The 20613-nt window shown below is 33.3% G+C and carries 28 protein-coding genes; all 28 read left to right on the top strand.

Annotation, left to right across the window (positions count from 1 at the left end; all coding sequences use genetic code 11):
* The first annotated feature begins 2 nt into the window (after positions 1–2).
* The 28 genes from DRF65_RS08455 to DRF65_RS08315 all read left to right on the top strand — a co-directional run bounded on the left by DRF65_RS08455 (position 3) and on the right by DRF65_RS08315 (position 20029).
* The gene (locus DRF65_RS08455) at positions 3–848 is read left to right on the top strand and encodes a ParB N-terminal domain-containing protein (protein WP_115970331.1); all 846 of its coding nucleotides are present in this window, start codon (positions 3–5) and stop codon (positions 846–848) included.
* A gap of 80 nt (positions 849–928) precedes the next feature.
* A complete protein-coding gene (locus DRF65_RS08450; RefSeq protein ID WP_115970330.1) occupies positions 929–1438 on the top strand; it encodes a hypothetical protein in 510 nt (169 codons plus the stop codon).
* 3 nt (positions 1439–1441) lie between these two features.
* Positions 1442–2026: a hypothetical protein gene (locus DRF65_RS08445; RefSeq protein WP_115970329.1), complete on the top strand. Its 585-nt coding sequence runs from the start codon at positions 1442–1444 to the stop codon at positions 2024–2026.
* Positions 2027–2072: 46 nt separating this feature from the next.
* Positions 2073–3095, top strand: a complete 1023-nt coding sequence (locus DRF65_RS08440) for a serine hydrolase domain-containing protein (RefSeq protein ID WP_115970429.1) — start codon at positions 2073–2075, stop codon at positions 3093–3095.
* 239 nt (positions 3096–3334) lie between these two features.
* Complete coding sequence (locus DRF65_RS08435; RefSeq protein WP_115970328.1) at positions 3335–3667, top strand: hypothetical protein; 333 nt, start codon at positions 3335–3337, stop codon at positions 3665–3667.
* Positions 3668–3695: 28 nt separating this feature from the next.
* Positions 3696–4100 carry an NUDIX hydrolase gene (locus DRF65_RS08430; RefSeq protein ID WP_115970327.1) on the top strand — a complete coding sequence of 135 codons (405 nt, stop codon included), beginning with the start codon at positions 3696–3698 and terminating at the stop codon, positions 4098–4100.
* Between the two features lie 84 nt (positions 4101–4184).
* Positions 4185–4748 carry a hypothetical protein gene (locus tag DRF65_RS08425; protein WP_115970326.1) on the top strand — a complete coding sequence of 188 codons (564 nt, stop codon included), beginning with the start codon at positions 4185–4187 and terminating at the stop codon, positions 4746–4748.
* Between the two features lie 35 nt (positions 4749–4783).
* A complete protein-coding gene (locus DRF65_RS08420; protein WP_115970325.1) occupies positions 4784–5212 on the top strand; it encodes a DUF1801 domain-containing protein in 429 nt (142 codons plus the stop codon).
* A gap of 96 nt (positions 5213–5308) precedes the next feature.
* Complete coding sequence (locus DRF65_RS08415; protein ID WP_115970324.1) at positions 5309–5524, top strand: hypothetical protein; 216 nt, start codon at positions 5309–5311, stop codon at positions 5522–5524.
* Positions 5525–5626: 102 nt separating this feature from the next.
* Positions 5627–6040: a DUF1801 domain-containing protein gene (locus tag DRF65_RS08410; RefSeq protein WP_115970323.1), complete on the top strand. Its 414-nt coding sequence runs from the start codon at positions 5627–5629 to the stop codon at positions 6038–6040.
* Positions 6041–6081: 41 nt separating this feature from the next.
* Positions 6082–6378 carry a hypothetical protein gene (locus DRF65_RS08405; RefSeq protein ID WP_115970322.1) on the top strand — a complete coding sequence of 99 codons (297 nt, stop codon included), beginning with the start codon at positions 6082–6084 and terminating at the stop codon, positions 6376–6378.
* A gap of 25 nt (positions 6379–6403) precedes the next feature.
* Positions 6404–7063: a hypothetical protein gene (locus tag DRF65_RS08400; RefSeq protein WP_115970321.1), complete on the top strand. Its 660-nt coding sequence runs from the start codon at positions 6404–6406 to the stop codon at positions 7061–7063.
* Positions 7064–7257: 194 nt separating this feature from the next.
* Positions 7258–8265 carry a metallophosphoesterase gene (locus tag DRF65_RS08395; RefSeq protein WP_115970320.1) on the top strand — a complete coding sequence of 336 codons (1008 nt, stop codon included), beginning with the start codon at positions 7258–7260 and terminating at the stop codon, positions 8263–8265.
* Positions 8266–8279: 14 nt separating this feature from the next.
* Positions 8280–8942, top strand: coding sequence for a hypothetical protein (locus tag DRF65_RS08390; RefSeq protein WP_115970319.1), 663 nt, complete (start codon positions 8280–8282; stop codon positions 8940–8942).
* 192 nt (positions 8943–9134) lie between these two features.
* Positions 9135–9854, top strand: coding sequence for a phosphodiester glycosidase family protein (locus DRF65_RS08380; protein ID WP_115970317.1), 720 nt, complete (start codon positions 9135–9137; stop codon positions 9852–9854).
* 96 nt (positions 9855–9950) lie between these two features.
* Positions 9951–10490: a dihydrofolate reductase family protein gene (locus DRF65_RS08375; protein WP_115970316.1), complete on the top strand. Its 540-nt coding sequence runs from the start codon at positions 9951–9953 to the stop codon at positions 10488–10490.
* A gap of 100 nt (positions 10491–10590) precedes the next feature.
* Positions 10591–10965 (top strand): VOC family protein, encoded by a 375-nt coding sequence (locus tag DRF65_RS08370; protein WP_115970315.1) that lies wholly within the window; start codon positions 10591–10593, stop codon positions 10963–10965.
* 99 nt (positions 10966–11064) lie between these two features.
* Positions 11065–11844: a hypothetical protein gene (locus tag DRF65_RS08365; RefSeq protein ID WP_115970314.1), complete on the top strand. Its 780-nt coding sequence runs from the start codon at positions 11065–11067 to the stop codon at positions 11842–11844.
* Between the two features lie 5 nt (positions 11845–11849).
* Positions 11850–12140 (top strand): hypothetical protein, encoded by a 291-nt coding sequence (locus tag DRF65_RS08360; protein ID WP_115970313.1) that lies wholly within the window; start codon positions 11850–11852, stop codon positions 12138–12140.
* Between the two features lie 42 nt (positions 12141–12182).
* Positions 12183–12692, top strand: coding sequence for a hypothetical protein (locus DRF65_RS08355; protein WP_123947295.1), 510 nt, complete (start codon positions 12183–12185; stop codon positions 12690–12692).
* A gap of 45 nt (positions 12693–12737) precedes the next feature.
* Positions 12738–13508 (top strand): hypothetical protein, encoded by a 771-nt coding sequence (locus tag DRF65_RS08350; protein ID WP_115970311.1) that lies wholly within the window; start codon positions 12738–12740, stop codon positions 13506–13508.
* Positions 13509–13622: 114 nt separating this feature from the next.
* The gene (locus tag DRF65_RS08345) at positions 13623–14288 is read left to right on the top strand and encodes a hypothetical protein (protein ID WP_123947294.1); all 666 of its coding nucleotides are present in this window, start codon (positions 13623–13625) and stop codon (positions 14286–14288) included.
* Between the two features lie 135 nt (positions 14289–14423).
* The gene (locus tag DRF65_RS08340) at positions 14424–16034 is read left to right on the top strand and encodes a serine hydrolase (RefSeq protein ID WP_115970309.1); all 1611 of its coding nucleotides are present in this window, start codon (positions 14424–14426) and stop codon (positions 16032–16034) included.
* A gap of 178 nt (positions 16035–16212) precedes the next feature.
* A complete protein-coding gene (locus DRF65_RS08335; RefSeq protein ID WP_115970308.1) occupies positions 16213–16596 on the top strand; it encodes a 5-carboxymethyl-2-hydroxymuconate Delta-isomerase in 384 nt (127 codons plus the stop codon).
* Between the two features lie 30 nt (positions 16597–16626).
* Positions 16627–17130, top strand: a complete 504-nt coding sequence (locus DRF65_RS08330) for a DinB family protein (RefSeq protein WP_115970307.1) — start codon at positions 16627–16629, stop codon at positions 17128–17130.
* Between the two features lie 184 nt (positions 17131–17314).
* Positions 17315–17884 (top strand): hypothetical protein, encoded by a 570-nt coding sequence (locus tag DRF65_RS08325; RefSeq protein WP_115970306.1) that lies wholly within the window; start codon positions 17315–17317, stop codon positions 17882–17884.
* Positions 17885–17964: 80 nt separating this feature from the next.
* Entirely contained in the window at positions 17965–18987 is a 1023-nt protein-coding gene (locus tag DRF65_RS08320; RefSeq protein ID WP_115970305.1) for a TraB/GumN family protein, read from the top strand.
* Between the two features lie 25 nt (positions 18988–19012).
* A complete protein-coding gene (locus tag DRF65_RS08315; protein WP_115970304.1) occupies positions 19013–20029 on the top strand; it encodes a DUF2268 domain-containing putative Zn-dependent protease in 1017 nt (338 codons plus the stop codon).
* Positions 20030–20613: the final 584 nt, after the last annotated feature.

Below are 20613 nucleotides of genomic sequence, written 5' to 3'. Positions count from 1 at the left end.
ACATGAAAAAATTCACTATAGAAAACGGAACTAACATTTGCTCAATAGGTTTGAGTAATGTAGGCAGCTATATAAAATTCAAAGAGCCACTAGCAATGGTTTGGGCTGATAACAGTGGTTCAGTCGGAAAATATTTTTGTGCATTACCTTATAATGAAGATTATCGGACAACCATGAGGAACAAGATTAATGATAGCCTGAATACTGATTTCACAGATGATATTGAAGCATTATATGATATCTTAAAACCACTATTCCCTATTTTCAGAAATGGAGATTATTCGCTCTGCTTTTATGCGAATAAAGAAAAGGAATTTTTTCAATATCAGACTTCCATTGATAATTTCTCCAATACCCACTTTAACAAATTAGAAGTTCTTTTCCCTAGGAGAACTACAAACCTATTGAATACTGAAGCTATCAAAAATGAACATCGGGCATTCCTAAAAGAAAATAAAATTTCAAAAAAGTATTATCAGTCAAATATCCTGGAATATTCCACTGATGGAATCTATGATGGTTGGTATTCTTTTTTTGCTACCCAGCCCAGGGAAAATATAGATCAGGATAGGGTAAGGTATTTTGAGGAAAAAATGCGCAATGGAGAAAGACCTTTTGCTATTATCTTTAATGCCCTATTGGAATCAGAAGACTTTGAATCATCCTATTATATTCTGGATGGCCATCATAAATTATTGGCTTATCAAAATCTGGGCTTATGTCCTCCTCTCACCCTGATTACTCATCTTCCCAACAACATCGATGAAACAGAATTCGACATAGAGCAGTTGAAAAAACATTTATTTCCCTGGCAGATCAAGCATATATTAGAACATTGGGAAGGTTAAATTCAATTCAAAAAACATTCATCTACTTTTGTATTGTACATTGTTAAAAGTTTAAAACTGCTGAAAAGCTTAGCGAAAATATGAATCTGACTCAAAAATTAATTCTGGGAAATGCTGTTCTGCTCATTATTTTTACAATACTTATTTTTAAGATAGAGAAAAACATATTCATATGGTTATGTTTCTACTTTTTGGGCTGTTCATTGTTTGCCTTGATAGTGAAGAATGCTGATAAAAATCCGGATAAAAACAAACGTCATCATAAAGTTCTCCTCAAGACATCGGAAGATGATGGAATCTTTGAATATACAGAAACCGGATTCTATATTTGGAACAATGATTTCATAACCATGATTGAATGGTATGAAATTCTTAGAATAACCGTTCAGAAAACTTCTGTTTTAGAAAATATTCACACAGAATTATTAATGGAAACCGTATTCGGAAAAATAATCATCAATGACTCCATGCATGGCTGGGAAAAATTCATTTCTAAAATCGATGAAAGATTACTTTTTAATAAAAAGAACAACTCAGCAAACTCATGGGAATTAAAAACCAATATCCCCATCATCATTTATCAGAAATAAAAAATGAAAAAAATATTATTTATTATACTTATCAGCTTTAGCTTCATTGGATATGCACAGGTTCCGAATCTTGATCTTAGAAATGAAATTAAAGGGTCTGTCTCAGATCTTCCCCAACGTTTAAATCAGAATGAAATTTGCCTGATCTATGAAATTAATGGAGGCTGGTCTGCTTATGACTTTATTTACTATTATTTTATAAAGAAAAATGGAGAATTGAACATTTATCAGGAAGAACGGCCACACACTTATGTAAAGAATGATCAATTAAAGAGAACTGTAAAAAAAATTGAACCTGCTCCAGCCTTAAAAGATAAAATAATCACCCTTATCAATTCTGAACTTTTATCTGAACTTTTAAAATATAAACAGGAAGATTTCAGGATTAGAATCCCTGAATTAAAGGATTCTCCTCCGATGTGTAGGATCTCAGATCAAAATGAGTTTAAACTTACGTTAATTCAGAATGATAGACAGAGTTCATATCATTATTATGCACCAAGATATTATTATGAAAATTGCTCTGACAAAAGAATTAATAAACCTGCACTAAAAAAATTTATTGACGTTCTTGATGCATTCAGATAAAACACCAACTTTTACAAAACAAAACCAAATACCTCAAAAAACAAATATGCTCTATCCCAAAAAGATCTCCTTATTTTTCACAGCTTTCTTACTGTTGACCAATTCTGTATTTGCCCAGACTAAAAAAATAGCACAAATAGACTCTTTGATGAAGTCGGTCAATCAATCCGGAGTTTTTAACGGTACTGTTTTAGTATCGAAAAATAATAAAATAATCTACAATGCTGCTTTCGGCTTTGCTGATGCTGCAAAAACGGAAAAACTTACCCCAGATTACAGATTTAATATTGGCTCTATTACCAAAGAATTTAGTGGTGTCGCCTTATTGCAATTACAAGAACAAGGTAAATTGAAAATTGAGGATCATGTTTCCCAATATATTCCGGAATTGCCTCAGTGGGCTCATGAAGTAACTATAAAAGATCTATTACAATACACAAGTGGACTTCCCAATGTCAATTGGAAAAAAATTAAAAGTAATCAGGATGTTTTCGATGATTTAAAATTAATCGACAAACTTGATTTTATTCCGGGAACTCAATATGATTACAACATGAACAATGTTTTTCTAAGACAGTTTATTGTTGAAAAAATTACCGGAATGACTTACAAAAATTATGTGAGTCAAAATATTTTCAAGCCCTGTAAAATGAATTCGTCTGAGATCACACCTATTGTTGATAAAAAATTGGTGGCAAAAGGATTTAATAATAAATCAATAGAAGATAAACCTGATTTCTTGGTTGGCGGAACTTTCTTAACGACAACTGATTTGCTAAAATTTGTGAATTGCCTTCATTCGAAGAAGCTAATCAATGAAAATTCGTTGTTTGAATTGGGACAACAATTTAATTTGCCGGATACCCAATCCTCTTTGGGAGAAGCCAAATTTAAAAACAAAAAATTAGTGGAGCACTCTCATGATGGAAGAGCCGGAAATTATGAAGCCCTTTTAGTATCTGACCTCAATGATAATTTCACCATTATTTTATTGGGAAATAATTATAACGGGAAGCTATTTGAAATTTCGGATGTGATTACAGCCATTTTGAAAAAGGGAAACAAATAATCAAGACTGATGTTTAAAATCAAAGACAAATTATTTGACATACAGTACGCCTATTTGGACGCTTTTGTCAATACAGGCCAACAACTGATTTCCGGGCTGAAGAACAATGCAGAAAAAAAATTGAACCTTTCTTAAATGGAAACAATTTAAAATTTGTTCAGAATAAATATGGTGTGTCTATTATGATTCCACACAATACAGATATAGAAACCAATATCCTTATATCAGGAGACTATTAAATGGAAACAAAAATTGCAACAAATATAGAAACCGATACTTTCTACTCCATCATCAGCCTTTTAAAAACAGATCATTGGCATATGGATATTGAGTATGATCATAGACTCATTGATAAAGGGATTGATTTTGATTTTTATCAATTCAGTAAAGATGAAGAACATCTTTTATTAGCATGGAACAACTGGACCGAAGGAGAAATAAAAGGAACTGAAAAAACAATCTCTGAAATTGCCCGCCAATTGAATTTCATCTGCTATTTTGGAGAACCTGAATATCTACACAGACAGGATTTTGTTGAGGAAATAAAAAATACCCTTACATTTATAAAATAATTCTGTAGATAATAAAAACAAAACTATAATGACCAACAAAATCATTGATAAGCTTGCTTGGATAGAATTAAAAGACAAAGCCATCCTGTCAACAAAAAGCTACGGAAAAGACAAATATTATATTCCCGGAGGAAAAAGAGAAGCCGGAGAAACAGATGAACAGGCACTGATTCGCGAAATAAGTGAAGAATTAAGTGTTACAATGGATCCCGAAACCCTTAATTATGTAGGAACTTTTGAAGCACAGGCTCACAGCCACGATGAAGGTGTTCTTGTAAAAATGACCTGCTACTCGGGAGAATATTCAGGAGAATTACAGGCAAATTCTGAAATTGAAGAAGTAAAATGGCTTCGTTATTCAGATAAAGATAAAATATCTGAAGTTGATAAGCTGATTTTTGATTATTTATACGCTCATAATTTATTGGATTAATACTTTTCTATTGTCAAAAATTAAACCTTAAAATAAAGATTTCATCAAATATAACTGAAAGTCTTCAATAACGTACTGCCCCCAATGCTTATCGAAAATAAAGGAATACAAACAGACACTTTTCATATTCCCCCATTCAGCCTGAACAGTAGAGAATTTATGGTTCTGTTTTTATATGGCGGAGCCCATTTTCATCAGACAAAAACATTTCTTGGTGATATTTTTTCCGGTAAAATAAAGGATGCAAATGTGATGGTGCATAAAAATCTGACATTTGTGGAACATTATACGGAACCTTTATTCAGAAGACTTTTCCATCCGGTAACCGTTGGAGAATTTTTAAAAAAGACTACCAACCCAGATAGCCCGTATGCCACAAAAATTTATGAAATCAATGGGATCACCGAAAAAACCAGGATCAATACCCTTCCCAATCATCCTAAACGGCTATTATCTTTATATGCAGCATTTTCAAAAACGGATCATATTGTTTTTGATCTGCTTGGACAGGGCCCGGCTGAAGCTAAAAAAATATACCAGACAGTTAACGAATTTGTAAAAGAAGGAGGTTCAGCCATTCTCCTCGATAATTTTAATGATCAGAAAAACGATTGTACAAAATATATAGAATTGCAATGGCTTAAATAATCTTATATTTACTTCTTTATCAATCACCATTTTATATGACTGTACAGGAACAAATATCAGAATATATCAACAGCCATCCTGAACCCCAAAGAGCAGATCTTCAGGAACTCCACCGTATCATTCTGGAACTTATACCCGATTGTAAACTGATGTTTATAGACGATGAAAAAAATGATGAAAGACCAACTTTCTCTCATGCCAGAATAGGCTATGGACTTCGCTTCACAGAAGATATGGCCACCATCCCCCGGGAATATCCTAAGATCGAAATGGATGCCAGCTCCTACGGAATAACTATTGCTATCAATGAACTTCATGATAAAACCTACTTAATGAGAACTTTTGGTGAAAAGATAGGAAAAGCCAGTATAACCGGTTTATTCATAAAATTTAAAGAACTGAAAGACATTAATATTGAAACCCTTGAGGCAGCAATACGATATAGCTACGAACAAAATTCTTAATTTTATTGCAAAATTCATCAGCACTGATCATAGAAACAGCACCAAAAATGGCCAGTAAACTTACTTAATTCCTCATCCTAGAGATATTATCTCTTCTTGTGGGACTATTTTTTTTATACAGCCTTCACCAGTGTTTTCGCGGCAGATGGACTGGCAGGAATGTATATATTATTAGGGTTAATTCCCGTTGTTCTCATTATCATTGCAGACAGAATCTGTGTCTGGAAATTTGGAGCAAGAAAGGTCAATAAAGTACAGTTTTATATAGCAGGAACATTTATCCTGCACTGGGTAAGATTACAAACTCAATAAAGATTAAAAACAATTTATCATCAGGCATTTAAGATTATAGGATATCGAACTGCAGTGGCTTAAATAATCTTATATTTACCTCTTTATCAATCACCATTTTATATGACTATCCAGGAGCAAATTTCAGAATATATCAACAGTCAGCCAGAATCTAAACGTATGGATATACAGGAACTTCACCGCATCATTCTGGAACTTATACCTGATTGTAAACTGTGGTTTCTGGACGGAAAAAACAGTGATGGTAAAATTGTTTCCAATCCCAACATAGGTTATGGACATCGTACCATGCAATATGCAGATGGAAAAACAAAGGAATTCTACAGAATCGGAATAAGCGCCAATACAGCAGGAATATCTGTTTATATCCTGGGAATTGATGATAAAACCTATTTATCAAGAACCTTTGGTGACAAGATAGGAAAAGCCAGTATAACAGGTTACTGCATAAAATTTAAGGCCCTGAAAGAAATCCATATTGAAACCCTTGAGGCAGCAATACGATATGGCTACTAACAAAATCCTTAATTTTATCGCAAAATTCATCAGCACCAATCATGGAAACAGCATCAAAAATGGTCAGTAAACTTACTTTATTCCTCATCCTAGGGATATTATCTCTTCTTGTGGGATTATTTTTTTCTTATACAGCCTTCACCAGCGTTTCCGCGGCAGATGGACTGGCAGGAATGTATATATTATTAGGGTTAATTCCCGTTGTTCTCATTATCATAGCAGATAGAATCTGTGTCTGGAAATTTGGAGCAAGAAAGGTCAATAAAGTACAGTTTTATATAGCAGGAACATTTATTTTACTTTTTATCCTGAACTGGATAAGATTACAAACTCAATAAAGATTAAAAATAATTTATCATCAACATGAAAAAGGCATTTAAGATTATAGGGATCACCCTTGGAATTCTTGTAGTATTTCTCATCTCCAGCTATTTTATAAAAGTGAATGAAAGAGAAAACTTATTTTATAAAATTATTCAATATGTAACCTATAATGACGAAGATTGGAAAAATTATGAAACCAATCAGAAACTTCTTACAGAGAACCCGTCAGGAGATATGGTTACCGTAGTAGCTGAAACACCATCAGATTTTCACCCATATAATATTGATCTCTTAACAGGAAAGACCAAAGCAGAAGAATTAAAAAAGATTGAAAACGCCCATTTCGAAAAATTAATACCTGCAAAAAACGGCCCGGATGATGAGGATGCTCAAATCGCTCTGGTTAGATTAACAGACAGACGTTTAACAGATGTTATCATCAATCAAAAGCTGAATATAAAAATCGGGAAATGCTATGAAAATCCTAATAAAGAAGACAATTACCGTTGTGTAAGCTGTATGATCCTTTTATACAACAGAGACAAGCAGGATTGGCAGGAAGCACCTGATGGAGAGAATTTCCTGGATAACTCGTATGATTTTTATCAGGCTGCCGAAGGAGGAATGTGGGAAGCAAAAGCTTTATCCATGTTTATACCGTATGACAATGCTCTTTTTAAAAAATATGAAAAGAAGTAAAATACAATAACAGTTTCAGTATATATCTGGAGATCTGTACCAACAAATCCGTTCAATATTACAGAACGGATTTTTTATTTGATCATATTAATTTGATGTAATTCGTATATTAGAAAAAAGCAACTCACAATTATAACCTATAATACCACCGGAATATATATTGATATTATATTTGCAAAATAATAAACAAAACCATGAGAACCTTTGTAATCGGAGACATTCACGGTTGTTATGATGAACTCATAACCCTGACAAAAAACATTAATCTAAAAGACGAAGACCTGTTGATTTCCCTGGGAGATCTCGTTGACAGAGGTAATAAATCTAAAGAAGTTTACGAATATTTCAAAAACCGTCCGAACTCAGTGGTTCTGATGGGCAACCATGAAAGAAAACATCTGAACGGAACTTTAAGCTACGCTCAGGAAATTGTAAAAATACAGTTCGGAGAACGGTATGCTGAATTTATTGATTGGCTAAAAAACCTGAATTATTATTACGAAACGGAAGATGCCATCATCATTCATGCTTTTTTTGAACATGATAAAAAGCTGGAAGAACAAAAGGACGAGGTTTTATCCGGCACCACTTCCGGAGATCGGTATTTAGAAAAAAAATATCCCGAAAATACCTACTGGAACGAGTTTTATAAAGGTGAAAAACCTATTATCTACGGCCATCATGTAGTAGGAGATTATCCCAAAATCCTGAACAATACCTACGGAATAGATACAGGAAGCTGTCATGGAAATTATTTAACCGCGATTGAACTTCCGTCATTTCAGATTCATCAGGTAAAAGCCCAGAAAAATTACTGGACTGAAGAGCAGAAAAAATGGCAAATTCCGGTGTTAAAAAATAAGAACTGGAACGCAATGACCTTCACGGAAATAGACAAACAGCTTGCAAAGCTTGCCTATATTAAAGAGGAGGAAATCGTTGGTTTTCTGAATGGTTTACAGGAATGGAAAGATCAACTACAAGACTCGTTGAGGGATATGAAAGAAATGATTGACCATATTACCCGCTCTATTATTGAAAAAAATCCGGATACATTCCCTCTTGAAGTTGAAAAATATCTTTTCAAAGGGTTTATGTATAAAAGCAGAACGAACCGTTTGGAAGTAAAAGACCTGGAAAAACATATAGATACTCCGCAAAAGGTCCTGGATATGCAAATGGAACTTAAAAACGCCCAGTAAACTTACAAAACGTAATGAAATATAAATTTCTCCTGTTAACTTTTTTTCTTCCACTGCATATTTTTGCCTGTAAATGTGCTAATGAGCCCACTATAAAAGAGTCTTTCAACACTGCTACTCTTGTTTTTATCGGTGAGGTTTATGATCTTTCAGAAGCTCCCAATGGATATAAAACCTCTAAAAACACACTGAGTAAAGTAAAAATCAGCAAGGTGTATAAACCGGATTTTTATAACGATTTCTATAATGAAAATGCCACTCTTTTCCATTCTCAGCTTCACTCATGTGATGTTTTGTTTTCCGAAAAAGGAAAATATCTGATATTCGCCTATATCAGTAAAGATACCGGTTACCTCTATTCTGATCATTGCCTGGTACAAAAAAGACTGGACCAGGTCACACCGGAAGATTTAAAAGAACTGCAAATACTGAGCAATGATTATCTGACTCAGTTAAAAACACTCAAGACAAATACACCAACAGTAACTGATGATCTTATTGATGAAGATATTAATGTATCTGAAAATATGATAGGGAAGCATCTCAAAGAACTTTCTGATATCCGTAGTGAAAATAAAAATTTAAAGATGATTGCCTTTTTTTCAATCATCGTCATTCTTATATTTTTAATAATTATTTTGATCCTACGCAGGAGACTAAAAACGATTGAAAAATAATTAGATCAGCAATTTCCAACAAACCTATGAAACCCCTTATTATCTTCTTATTTTTATTGGTCAGTATTCTCTCTTTTGCGCAAAGAAAGCCAAAAGATACATTGGGAGTATCCGACTGTACAGAATTTTATAAAGAAGGATTATCAGTCCATAAGGGCATCTCTCCTATTACGAATAGCAACAGAAATTTATATGTTTATAAAATCTAACTACTTTCTTGCACTCCTATTCCTCCTCCTCATCTCCTGTAAAGAAAAGATACAGGACAAAAACAACTTTGTCATTTATCAGGCTGATCCTAAAAAACAAAATGTAAAACTATATTGGAAGGACAGTCAAAATAAAATTCTGAAAAGCATCAAAAATCTGAAAAATGATGTAGAATCCAGGAATGAAAAATTACTTTTCGCCATGAATGGCGGAATGTTTGAAGCAGATAATCTTCCAAAAGGACTGTATATTGAAAATTTTAAAATTTTAAAACCTATAGATACATTACAGGGCTCAGGAAACTTCTACCTTCAGCCTAACGGAATATTTTATTTAACTCAAAACAATGAGCCGGTAATTTCCGAAACAAAAAAATATAAACACAATACATCCATCAAATACGCTACCCAATCCGGCCCCATGCTGTTGATGGATGGAAAAATAAATCCTATTTTTCAAGAAGATTCTAAAAATCTGAATATCAGAAATGGCGTAGGAATTCTGCCCAATGGAGACATTGTTTTTGCTATGTCTAAAAAAGAAGTAAACTTCTATAGTCTTGCTCAGCTTTTTGAAGAAATGGGCTGCAAAAATGCACTGTATCTTGATGGCTATGTTTCCAGAACATATCTTCCTGAAAAAAACTGGATACAGACGGATGGAGATTTCGGAGTGATGATAGGAGTTACGGAACGTCAATAAAAATGGTGGCCCGATAAGGTTTTCAGAAAAGTAAATTATACTTATCTTTCATTACTCTTAGAAAGATCATTAACCTTATTACCATTCACATTTATTATGAAAAAAGTCATCCTGGATTTAGCAACAACTTTAGACGGATTTATTGAAGGCCCCAACGGAGAAATCAATTGGTGCATTATGGATGATGACATGGATTTTGATGGCTTTATCTCTGGTATCGACACCATTTTCTATGGCCGGGTAAGCTACGATGCATGGGGAAATTATCAACCTGATGAAAATGCAGCTCCGGAAGAACAGGAATTCTGGAAAACCATCCATTCAAAAAATAAATATGTCTTCTCAAAACAAAACAGGGAAGATGAAAAAGCAACCTTCATTCATTCTGATCTTGTGGAAAAAGTTTCAGAAATAAAAAAACAGGGCGGAAAAGACATTTGGCTGTATGGTGGTGCAAGTCTTATTAAAACGTTCATTCAAAATAACCTGATTGATGTTTACAGAATATCTGTACATCCTGTTGCTTTAGGAAACGGAAAACCTCTTTTTGAAGATCTGAAGGAAAGATTGAATTTAAAACTTATGGAAACCAATGTGTTTAAATCCGGTGTAGTACAGCTTATTTATCATCCATAAAACTGAAATAATTCCCTCGTCAACGAATCTTAGGATAGCAAACAGCATATCAATCAGTTATGGTATTATTTTTAATTTCAAATACAACATCTCCCTAACCATGAATATAAAATTAGAATCTGTCATCCTGTATGTACAAAATACCAGTCTGCTTAGAAATTTTTATGTTGAAAATTTTAATTTCAAAGTTCTTAAAGAGGACTCTATTTGGGTTCTGATGAATGCCGGAACTGTTAATATCGGACTTCATAAAATCGGAGATCAGTACCTGGAAAAAATTGAAAGAGGGCATCAGTTTGACAACAATACCAAACTTGTTTTTGAAGCAGACACAGATATTGAGACTGCAAGAAATGAACTGTTGTCAAAAAACGTACATATGAGGGAAGTCAAAACTTTTGAGAACTATGATTTCTGGTTGTGTGACGGGACAGATCCTGAAGGAAATGTATTTCAGTTAAAATGTAAAAAATAGCAACTGAGGTTCGTTTTTTTAACCCTTTTTTTGAAACACTGAAATTATATTGAAGTTTAAAAAAATCTATTATTTTCATAACCCACAAAATTTATTATCATGAATGCAAAAAAAATACTTGGTTTCATCTGTTTATGCACGATCCATTTAGGGTTTGGACAAAATATAACGGCCATTGAAAAACAACTGAATGAAGCCTTTCAAAAAATTAATTATTGGTCTTCTGAAGGCAGAGATTTTAAAAATTCTTATGATTCTTTGGCTGCTGCCAACACAAAATTTGAAAAATTATTAGTTCGATACACTTCTTCTCATCCTCAGACTATAACCAATGATTTCAAATTTCTTAAAAAAAACGGATTGATCATTGCAACCTCAGAAGATGGTAAATTCCGGATCTATTCCTGGGATACCTGGACCGGCGGAACTATGCATTTCTTTAAAAATATATTTCAGTATAAGTCTGATCAAAAAGTATATTCGAAGGCTGGAGAAAACCAGGGTGAAGGAGATCCGGGATCTTATTGTTATCAGATCAATGATGTTATTTCGGAAAGCAAAAAATATTATCTTACTCAAAACAAAGCTATACTAAGTTCCGGAATGAGCTATCACAACATCAAAATTTTTTCTATTGACAATGGGAAACTGAATGACAAAGCCCAGCTCATCAAAACACTAAGCGGAATAAAAAACCAACTGGGATATGAAGTAGATCTTACCGCTTCAGCCAACAGAAATTATGAAGGCAGAGATTACGGGATTGAATATGATCCTAAAAATAAAATCATCAGTATTCCTGTAATTCAGGCAGATTCTAAGGTTACTGCTAAAAAGATCCGTTATCAGTTTAAAGGAAAATATTTTGAGAAACTGTAACGATCGTGAAATATCTGTTAATACTCATTTTATTATTTTCTTCGTCCTTTTATAGCCAGCAATGCAGTTGTTCACAAAAACCGGAACTGAAAGATGTAATTTCCTGTGAGGCTACCCTATTGCAGAATGAGGCAAAGATATATTGGGAATATGACTGTAATTCTTCATGGATAACTTTTCAAAAAGGGAAAGAAAAAATAAAAATTTTTGAACTTGAAAAAGAATTTATAGAGCTAAGCGGAAGGTTGGGGTACAGAAACTGGACAGAATATAAAAATACTTTTCTCATCGAATAAAGACCATCACGCTGAATGTTAAATAACAAAAAACATTTAAAAATGCCTGATACCATTGAAATAAAAAACAGAACCAATTGGTTGATGACCCTTATCACAAGCCTTGCATTAGTTATACTCCTTTTTATTATTTTAGTTATAATTCCTTTGACATCTGCTGAAAAAACCTATTTACTTTCCGCATTGAGTTATATCTTCACAGTAGCTCCTTTTGTAGCTTTTTTTATTCTGTTCCTATATCTTTGGCTGTGGAATACCTTTGGAAAAACCATTCTCAAGATTGAAACGGATTCTATAACTGTAATACATAAAAATAAATTATTTAAAGCTCCCAACACCTTCCTGAAACAGGAAATTAAGGATATTCAGACAATAGATCAGAGAATAGAAAAGTATAAATTCGGAGTTCGTTATCATTTTTCATGGACAGGAGCTACCTATTCTGTTGTACTGGCAGACAGAAACGGAGAGAAAAGAATTGTAGACTGGATTACAAAAGAAAAAGCTGATGAAATAGCTGATAAAATAAAAAAAGAATGGTGTTGGAATTAAGCATCTCAAAATAAGATAATTTTTACTGACGAAATAACTATTAAAATGTACAACCCTACTAGGAGAAATAAAAACATCGGAACCGAAATCCAAGGTTACGGCCAGAACAACAAGCTAAAGATTTCTTCACCTTACGGAACTCTACAATCATTTTACGAACAGCTTACCCATTATAAAAAAGAAGTACGGATCATCAACAACCATGAATTTTTGTTTATTGTTGAGGAACCCCGCAAACATTCTATTCATTCCTGCTCTATTGATGATATTCAGAAAATCATTGAACAGATTCCCTCCGAAGATTATGGTGAACTAAGATTTATCATTCTCAGACAGCCGAAAAGAAAAGAAGAAATTCTTTCACCTGTCTGGGGAAGACTCATCTATAGTTACGAATTTGAAGATGAATATTATCCGGCTATTATTTTAGATGCCATTGATCTGGAAAGACAGTTATCCTGGCCTAAAAAACAAAGTATTGAAGATCAGCAGGAATTTGAAAGATTAAAAACTGATGGACATATTTTTACCGAAACCAAAAGAAACTTCATCTCTGAATTCAAGCCTGAATTGGTGAGAAACACACAACTCTATAGAACATTGCCTCATGAATTTGGGCATTATGTTCACTATTTGGAAATTGTAGAACGACCTGGAAACGAAGACGAAGAAGATGATGAAAAAGAAAAAAGAATGGATCGGTATTTCAGTCTCCCAAAAAGTGAAAAAGAAAAATTTGCGCATACCTATGCTGAAAAATTTAAAAATAAATTAGTCTTTGAAAATAAAATTCCTTTTGAACCTCTTAAATTGTAAACGGATTTAATCTTTTATATATTTTTTAAGTTTCCACACTGCTGGGTAATCGGATTATCTAAGATTTTGTTTATTAGAAAAAGATGATAAAATCCGCATAAAATAACTCGCTCTATGTTTACAAAGATTTTTTTTCCATTTTTTATTATTTTATCAACATTCTGTTTTTCTCAGGAAATGAGAGAAACAGAATGTGAAAATTTATATATTTTCATTGGCAAAAAAATTAGTGTTAAAGAATTTGGTCCAAACACGCAACAGGAAACAGGAAGGACAAAAGAAGTAGATCCGGAAACAGGAGATACATTAGTTGTTATACATAAATCTTATGTGATGGACAATGCATTTCACTGCAAATATTCTGTGATGAAAAATCTGATGAATCAGCTTCCGAAAGATATCATTGAGTTCAATGCCTATGATCATTATGGTCGTCCTGGTTTTGAACAATATGACTATGTAATTCTATATATTTTTAAAAATAAAAACGGTGATCTTGTCCATAAAAAATACATCTATGACCCTGTCTATAAAATCAATGGAAAATGGATGGGAATAATAAAGCCGGCCTATGATCAGACAAAATTTAAAACAAAAGATATCAACCAAGATAATTCAATAAAAATAGCGTTAGGATCCTGTGATAAATTGTGTCAAAAAATATATTACCCTTCTCCCTATTTCAAAATTAAAAAAAACTTTGCCTATCCTAAAAAAGCATTTGAAATCAACGATATCATTTCTTATCGAAAAACAACTACATTCAAAATTAAAGAATAGTATATCTTAAAAAATAATCAACAAGGTATCTTTTGAACTACAAACACTTATACCAAATTGATCTCACATAACCCATTTTTTTCAAAACCTAATGTAATACTACTTCTCTGACAATTGTCTTATCTAAAAAAATACATGAAAGTTATTTTAACCTGCCTTCTCCTACTCTTGGCAGCCAACCCTATTTTTTCACAAAAAACTAAACAAATTGAGCAATTACTGGAAGCTTATGATAAAGCAGGCAAATTCAGCGGCACTGTTCTTGTCGCTGAAAAAGGAAAAATTATTTTCGAAAAAAGTTACGGCTACAGAAACGGTCCTAAAAAAGAAAAAAATACCAACAACAGTCTTTACAGAATCTTTTCCACCACAAAAATGTTCACTTCCACAGTCATTCTTAAGCTGGAAGAAGAAGGAAAATTATCGATCAACGACAAACTTTCCAAATATTATCCAGATTTTCCCAAAGGAGACAGCATCACCATTGCGAACCTTCTTTCCCACACTTCAGGAATTCCTAATGAAACAGGCTCAGAAAATACGGTAGATGAAGAAACATTCATCAAATATATTTCGGCAAAACCATTGAATTTCCCATCTAATACAAAATGGGACTACTCCAACTCCGGATATTATATTCTAGGATATATCATTAAAAAAGTGACCGGAATGGATTATGACAAGGCTATTGAAAGCTATATTCTTAAACCTCTGCAGATGAATCATACCGGTTTTCACTTTAATACTGTTACAGATGAGAACAAAGCCTTTGGATATGATTTTTTATTAGACCATGCATCTACCGAAGCCTTTCGTTTTAAAACAGATCATCCATTTGCAGCAGGCGCAATGTATTCTACTGTTGGCGATCTTTTCAAATTCAATGAGTCTTTTAAAAACAATACAATTATTAAAAAGGAAACTACTGAAAAAATGTTTACACCTTACCTTAACGATCATTATGGATTGGGCAGTGATGTCATCATTAATAATGGTAAAAAAAGTGTTGGGCATGGTGGTGGTGGCCCCGGCTACCGGAGCATATATTACAAAATTCTGGAGGATGATATTTGTTTCATCGCCCTGTCAAATTCTACATTATCACATACAGATATGATCGTACCGAAGATTGAAAATATAATATATCATAAGCCTTATAAGATTCCTATTGCTGTAAAAATTAATCAACAGGAACTAAAAAAACTGGAAGGAATTTACTCTGCTGGAAACACTAAATTTTATGTAACTGTTCTGGACGGGCAGGTTCTATTCAGAGAAAATGGATATCCTATATGTTCACTATTCCCTGTCAGCAATACTTCATTTCAGCTGGATGACAATGTTACGTTCACCTTCAAACCGGATGAAACAGGAAAAATTAATTCTGTGATGGTTAAGCTTCGCGATGGAACTGTGAAAACAGGAACAAAGACAACAGATAATTATCTATGGGGAATTATCGGAGATGCAACTCCAGGCGGATGGGACGGAAAAGATACCCCTTTACAGGCAGATATTCAAAAACCGAATCTCTATTTTCTCAAAAATTATCATCTGAAAAAGGGTAAGCTAAAATTCAGACTGGATAATGATTGGGGCTACAATCTTGGTTTAAATAACGATGGAAAGACTATTGCACTTAATGCTTATGATTTCCTGATTGGAGAAGAGGGTCAGTATGATATTCTACTGGATATGTCTGATCCCATAAAACCTCAGTACAATATTAAAAAATCTGTTCAATAAAAAACCGTTATCATATTTTTTAAAAGCCCGGATGATCTGCTATCCGGGCTTTTTTATTTTAATTTTCACAATTACAGCCATACATAAACTTTATTATCAGAACGGGATCTTATTTGAAACAGGGATTCATATTTTTCTTATTTTTACATGACAAAAATCATATTACAAAATATTTCGTATGCCTCATTTCATCATTGAATGTTCACAGGATGTCCTCTGGCAAAGAACCTCCGATGAAATTATGGATGCTGTATTTACAGTAGCCGAGTCTGCAGGGTTATTTGCTGCTAATGATATCAAGGTAAGACTTCAGCCTTATCAGTATTATCGGTTGGGAAAGAATAAGAACAACTTTCTGCATGTCTTTGGATATATTATGGAAGGGCGCAGCACAGAACAAAAAGCAGATCTTTCGATACAGATTGTCACCCGGCTGACAGCATTACTTCCTGACGTTTCTTTTCTCTCTGTGAATATCAATGAATTTGAAGCAGCAACCTACAGCAATAAGGCGCTTATTAATCCTGAAAACAATGATAGGGATAGGCATTTCGGACTTTAATTCCCATTTTAAAACCAAAATATTAATATCATGAGCTTAAAAACATTAATCACCAAAACAGTTCAGTACAACAATTGGGTAGTCAATAAATACATTGACTGGTTATCCACAAAATCTGATGAACAGCTTAATCAGGAAGTTATTTCCAGCTTTCCCACTATTTTAAAGACCCTGCATCATATCTGGCAGACCCAGGAATACTGGTGGAGCCATATTTCCGGAAACAATGATTTCGATTTTGCCAAAACCACCGCTGAAACCAGCAAAGAAGAAGTTTTTAGCAACATAAAGAGTAACTCTCAAAAGCTGGTAGATTATGTGGAAACCTTATCTGAAGAGGAATTGTCAAAAAATGTAAAAATAGAATCTCAGTGGTTTCAATGTGATTTTTCAAAATATGAATACATTCAACATGTTGTTCTTCACGGAACTTACCATAGAGGACAGATTGTGACAATGGGCCGTAATGTCGGTATCACGGATGCTCCTATGACCGATTTCAACTTCTGGAATATCTATAAAGACAAAGAATAAAGCTTCTGTCATTTTTAATCTTTTTACCATGGCCTCTACAACCAAGAACTTAGCCTGAATCAGGAAAAAAATCCAATACCTTTTAGAAATTATATCGTCTTCTGAGTTTAAAAATATAGGGGTAAAGATCATGGAAGCTTTTATACTGATCAATCCGCTTGAGTAAATTGAATTAAAAAATCAAATGGGAAAACTTTTTGAACTTATTTCCGATGATGCTCTTAAAAAATTGGATGAATATTATACGGAATGCCATGTCTGTGAAAAAACAAATGTTGACCTATACCCTTACCAGGGACAAGTTACTTTAGAAAACGGGAAGATTGATGACGACATCTATGCTGCCTGTCATGAGTGTCTGCAATCTAAACCTATGATGCATACCTGCAGTTTTCTGTATGAAGAGATTATTGAGAAATATGTGCGTTCACTTACCCTTTCTGATACCCGGACAGCAGAACTCAAAATGATATTAATAGAACAGTATAATCGTACTCCGGATATTCCATTTTTTATGCAAAAACCTGATATGCCTCTTTGTTGTGAAAACATCACTGAATTTACAGGTTATCCACAAAATAATGATGACCTGTATAACATCAGTGAAAATTACAGGTATTGGGAAGAAGGGGTCAAAGAAAAAAGTAAGTATCATGATTTTAAAACTTATGGAAGTCCGGAAAACCTGAGAGAAATAGCTGCTTTTCAGTGCTTACATTGTGGTGAAAAATATTTTACATTTCAGTTTTCTTAAGGCTTATTTTAATTTTTTAGGCTATTTTCGCGAAAAATAATCCATGAAAAAAAATTCTCAAATTTTTCAAATACTTCTTTATGACAGTATTTGCTATCATTTTAATTTCCGTTGTTTATATATTAATTAGCAATAAAATCTTTATCGGCAGTACAGATTCTGAATTTACCGATTACCTGAAAAACAACCATGTCTTAGCTAATGATAAAATAGACGGCAAGTTGTTTGATGATAGCTTTTACAATTCCCAGGTTATTCTTTTAGGAGAGGTTCATGGTTATGCAGACAATCAAAAACTGGATCAGGAGCTTCTTACATTTTTAAATCAAAAAGCCGGAGTCAGATATTACATTGCTGAAATGGACAGTACCAATTCTCACAAGCTGAATCTTTTCCTTCATGGCAATACAAAGGATCAAAACCTGCTTAAAGAAGTGGTATTGGCTGTACAAAAACGAATTCCACAGCAGTCCAGTAAAGAACTATTGGAAAAATGGAATCATATGTATGACTACAACCAGACGTTACAGGATTCTTTAAAAATTTCCGTTATTGGAATTGATACTGACTTTAATGACAATTCCCGCAAAATCTCCAGAGATTCAGCAATGATCATGAATTTTAAAAACTCGGTAAAAAAACTAAATATCGGACATAAGAAATTTTACGGACTTTTCGGATTTTATCATGTGCTTCAGCATGGTGTAAAAAAGAATGAAAAACCTTTTGCAGAAAGACTTAAAAACTCAGGTTTTAAAACTTCAAGCATTGTAAGCTATACTCTGGACAGCGAAATGTACCTTCCGAAAAATCCACAGTTCCCGACACCTGACGATCAAAAAGTAGGCTGGATCAATGCAGATGGTCCATTGATGCTGGTAAAAGGAATCAATGATTTTAAAGAATTTACACAACCCAATTCCATCACATTGTTTAAGCTGAATGCTAATAGCTCTCCTTATCAACATTCAAACAAACTGATCTCTGTAAAATCTACCATGTTCGGAGAAAGCTTTACGCCAAAGGAAAACACAAACACTCTTGATTATTTCCAGTATATGGTATTATTAAGAAATTCAAAGGCTTTAACCCCATTACAATAAATAGGGTACAGCTGATATTTATTCTATGAGAAAAATTATTCTTTTTTTGTCGGCATCTACCATACTTTCCTGCTCCACAGGAAAGACTACAACAGTTACGGAGAATAAATTTAATTATAACAGATTAGAGAAGATTCCCGACAGTGTAAAAGTAGAGGGCATTGTCATCAAAAACCTTTTTAAACATCAGCTGCTTGCTCATAAAGATCAGCAATATGATTCTATAAGAATTGTTCAAAAAGTCTATCTACCGCATAAAAAATTATGGGATAGCTGCTATGGAGTTATTTTTGGGGACGAAAATGCTCATCTCTTCAACAATCCTAAAGGCATGATGGCCTGGAATAAAACTTTCTACCAGAAAAATAAACAGGAACTTGAAAATAGGGCCAATAATATTTTAAATATTGATCTCAAAAAACATTTTAAGGAAACCCTGACCAGGTTCAACAAGCTAGTTCCTTATCAACCTAAAGCCAGAATAAGTTTACTCTTTACTCCTATTACAGGAATTTCCTTTGGTGGATGTAATGCCGAGCAGTTTGCTTTAGAGCTTAATCATAAAAATGTAGATATTCGTTATTCCCTTGAAAAAGCACTTCCCCATGAACTGAATCATCTGGTGTATGAGCATTTCAGACAGGCTGACAGCAATGGAGGAAATGCACTGAGCCAAACGATAGACGAAGGTTTTGCCTGTTATTTCACTTATGTATTCTTTGACCACAAAATGGAAAAGTATGAAGCTGTGGAAAATATGACAAAAGAAAACTGGGCATGGTATATCAAAAATGAAAAGGAAATATTCACAAAATTAAAACCTTCTTTTGCAGATCAATCAGGAAACAATCCATTGTTGAGAAATGATAAATTCAAGCTTTTTCCTGATGCTCCCAAATCTATGAACTATTGGCTGGGATTCAGAATCATCGAAAAATATGTTGAAAAAAACGGCCCTGATTCATGGAAAGATGTCTATCAGTTAAGCGCCAGTGATCTTCTTGAAAAAAGTGGTTACGAAAAATATATTGAAAGTCTTTAGCAATATTCAATTTAAAAATAAACAAAAATTACAGCTTTAATCGCTATTCTTTTCATTTAAAGAATAAGAAAAACTCTGACCTACAGGGAATATGGAAAAACATGTTGATAACTTTTAAAAAAAAGAAAATCTTTATTTCACAAATGTGGATAACTTTTTAACACTATTTAAATAGAACAGTTAAAACACTAATATTAAAATATTTAAACAAAATAAATTATCCACATAAAGTTTCCTGCGAGTAAAAAAGATGTGGATAATTTTATGTGGATAACTTTTTTACGCATACTCTCATTCCTTATTTAACACAGAAAAAATGAGTTTTCAATAGCAAAAGAAGACACAAATATTTTAATCATAAATATTTATAATTATTTTTTTTGTAATTTTAAAAAACAAATAAATCACTATAAAAAGATATACATGAAAAAACAAACTCACTCTACATAAAGAAAAAAATAAGAGCATCATTAAAACTGCAGCTATTATATCCCTCTGCTTATTCCCAATCAGATAGTATAGCATAGCTGCCAACAGATCCATCACAACGGCCAAAGTATCATTATCACCTCACCGCTGAAGAA

The organism is Chryseobacterium pennae (assembly GCF_003385515.1).
Taxonomy (GTDB): Bacteria; Bacteroidota; Bacteroidia; order Flavobacteriales; family Weeksellaceae; genus Chryseobacterium; species Chryseobacterium pennae.
Note: the sequence above shows the minus strand (reverse complement) of the source record. Positions and strands in the feature narration are given on the sequence as shown.

Coding starts and splice junctions, on each gene's coding strand:
- DRF65_RS08455 (WP_115970331.1), top strand. CDS start 3: ATGAAAAAATTCACTATAGAAAACGGAACTAACATTTGCTCAATAGGT.
- DRF65_RS08450 (WP_115970330.1), top strand. CDS start 929: ATGAATCTGACTCAAAAATTAATTCTGGGAAATGCTGTTCTGCTCATT.
- DRF65_RS08445 (WP_115970329.1), top strand. CDS start 1,442: ATGAAAAAAATATTATTTATTATACTTATCAGCTTTAGCTTCATTGGA.
- DRF65_RS08440 (WP_115970429.1), top strand. CDS start 2,073: ATGCTCTATCCCAAAAAGATCTCCTTATTTTTCACAGCTTTCTTACTG.
- DRF65_RS08435 (WP_115970328.1), top strand. CDS start 3,335: ATGGAAACAAAAATTGCAACAAATATAGAAACCGATACTTTCTACTCC.
- DRF65_RS08430 (WP_115970327.1), top strand. CDS start 3,696: ATGACCAACAAAATCATTGATAAGCTTGCTTGGATAGAATTAAAAGAC.
- DRF65_RS08425 (WP_115970326.1), top strand. CDS start 4,185: ATGCTTATCGAAAATAAAGGAATACAAACAGACACTTTTCATATTCCC.
- DRF65_RS08420 (WP_115970325.1), top strand. CDS start 4,784: ATGACTGTACAGGAACAAATATCAGAATATATCAACAGCCATCCTGAA.
- DRF65_RS08410 (WP_115970323.1), top strand. CDS start 5,627: ATGACTATCCAGGAGCAAATTTCAGAATATATCAACAGTCAGCCAGAA.
- DRF65_RS08405 (WP_115970322.1), top strand. CDS start 6,082: ATGGAAACAGCATCAAAAATGGTCAGTAAACTTACTTTATTCCTCATC.
- DRF65_RS08400 (WP_115970321.1), top strand. CDS start 6,404: ATGAAAAAGGCATTTAAGATTATAGGGATCACCCTTGGAATTCTTGTA.
- DRF65_RS08395 (WP_115970320.1), top strand. CDS start 7,258: ATGAGAACCTTTGTAATCGGAGACATTCACGGTTGTTATGATGAACTC.
- DRF65_RS08390 (WP_115970319.1), top strand. CDS start 8,280: ATGAAATATAAATTTCTCCTGTTAACTTTTTTTCTTCCACTGCATATT.
- DRF65_RS08380 (WP_115970317.1), top strand. CDS start 9,135: ATGTTTATAAAATCTAACTACTTTCTTGCACTCCTATTCCTCCTCCTC.
- DRF65_RS08375 (WP_115970316.1), top strand. CDS start 9,951: ATGAAAAAAGTCATCCTGGATTTAGCAACAACTTTAGACGGATTTATT.
- DRF65_RS08370 (WP_115970315.1), top strand. CDS start 10,591: ATGAATATAAAATTAGAATCTGTCATCCTGTATGTACAAAATACCAGT.
- DRF65_RS08365 (WP_115970314.1), top strand. CDS start 11,065: ATGAATGCAAAAAAAATACTTGGTTTCATCTGTTTATGCACGATCCAT.
- DRF65_RS08355 (WP_123947295.1), top strand. CDS start 12,183: ATGCCTGATACCATTGAAATAAAAAACAGAACCAATTGGTTGATGACC.
- DRF65_RS08350 (WP_115970311.1), top strand. CDS start 12,738: ATGTACAACCCTACTAGGAGAAATAAAAACATCGGAACCGAAATCCAA.
- DRF65_RS08345 (WP_123947294.1), top strand. CDS start 13,623: ATGTTTACAAAGATTTTTTTTCCATTTTTTATTATTTTATCAACATTC.
- DRF65_RS08340 (WP_115970309.1), top strand. CDS start 14,424: ATGAAAGTTATTTTAACCTGCCTTCTCCTACTCTTGGCAGCCAACCCT.
- DRF65_RS08335 (WP_115970308.1), top strand. CDS start 16,213: ATGCCTCATTTCATCATTGAATGTTCACAGGATGTCCTCTGGCAAAGA.
- DRF65_RS08330 (WP_115970307.1), top strand. CDS start 16,627: ATGAGCTTAAAAACATTAATCACCAAAACAGTTCAGTACAACAATTGG.
- DRF65_RS08325 (WP_115970306.1), top strand. CDS start 17,315: ATGGGAAAACTTTTTGAACTTATTTCCGATGATGCTCTTAAAAAATTG.
- DRF65_RS08320 (WP_115970305.1), top strand. CDS start 17,965: ATGACAGTATTTGCTATCATTTTAATTTCCGTTGTTTATATATTAATT.
- DRF65_RS08315 (WP_115970304.1), top strand. CDS start 19,013: ATGAGAAAAATTATTCTTTTTTTGTCGGCATCTACCATACTTTCCTGC.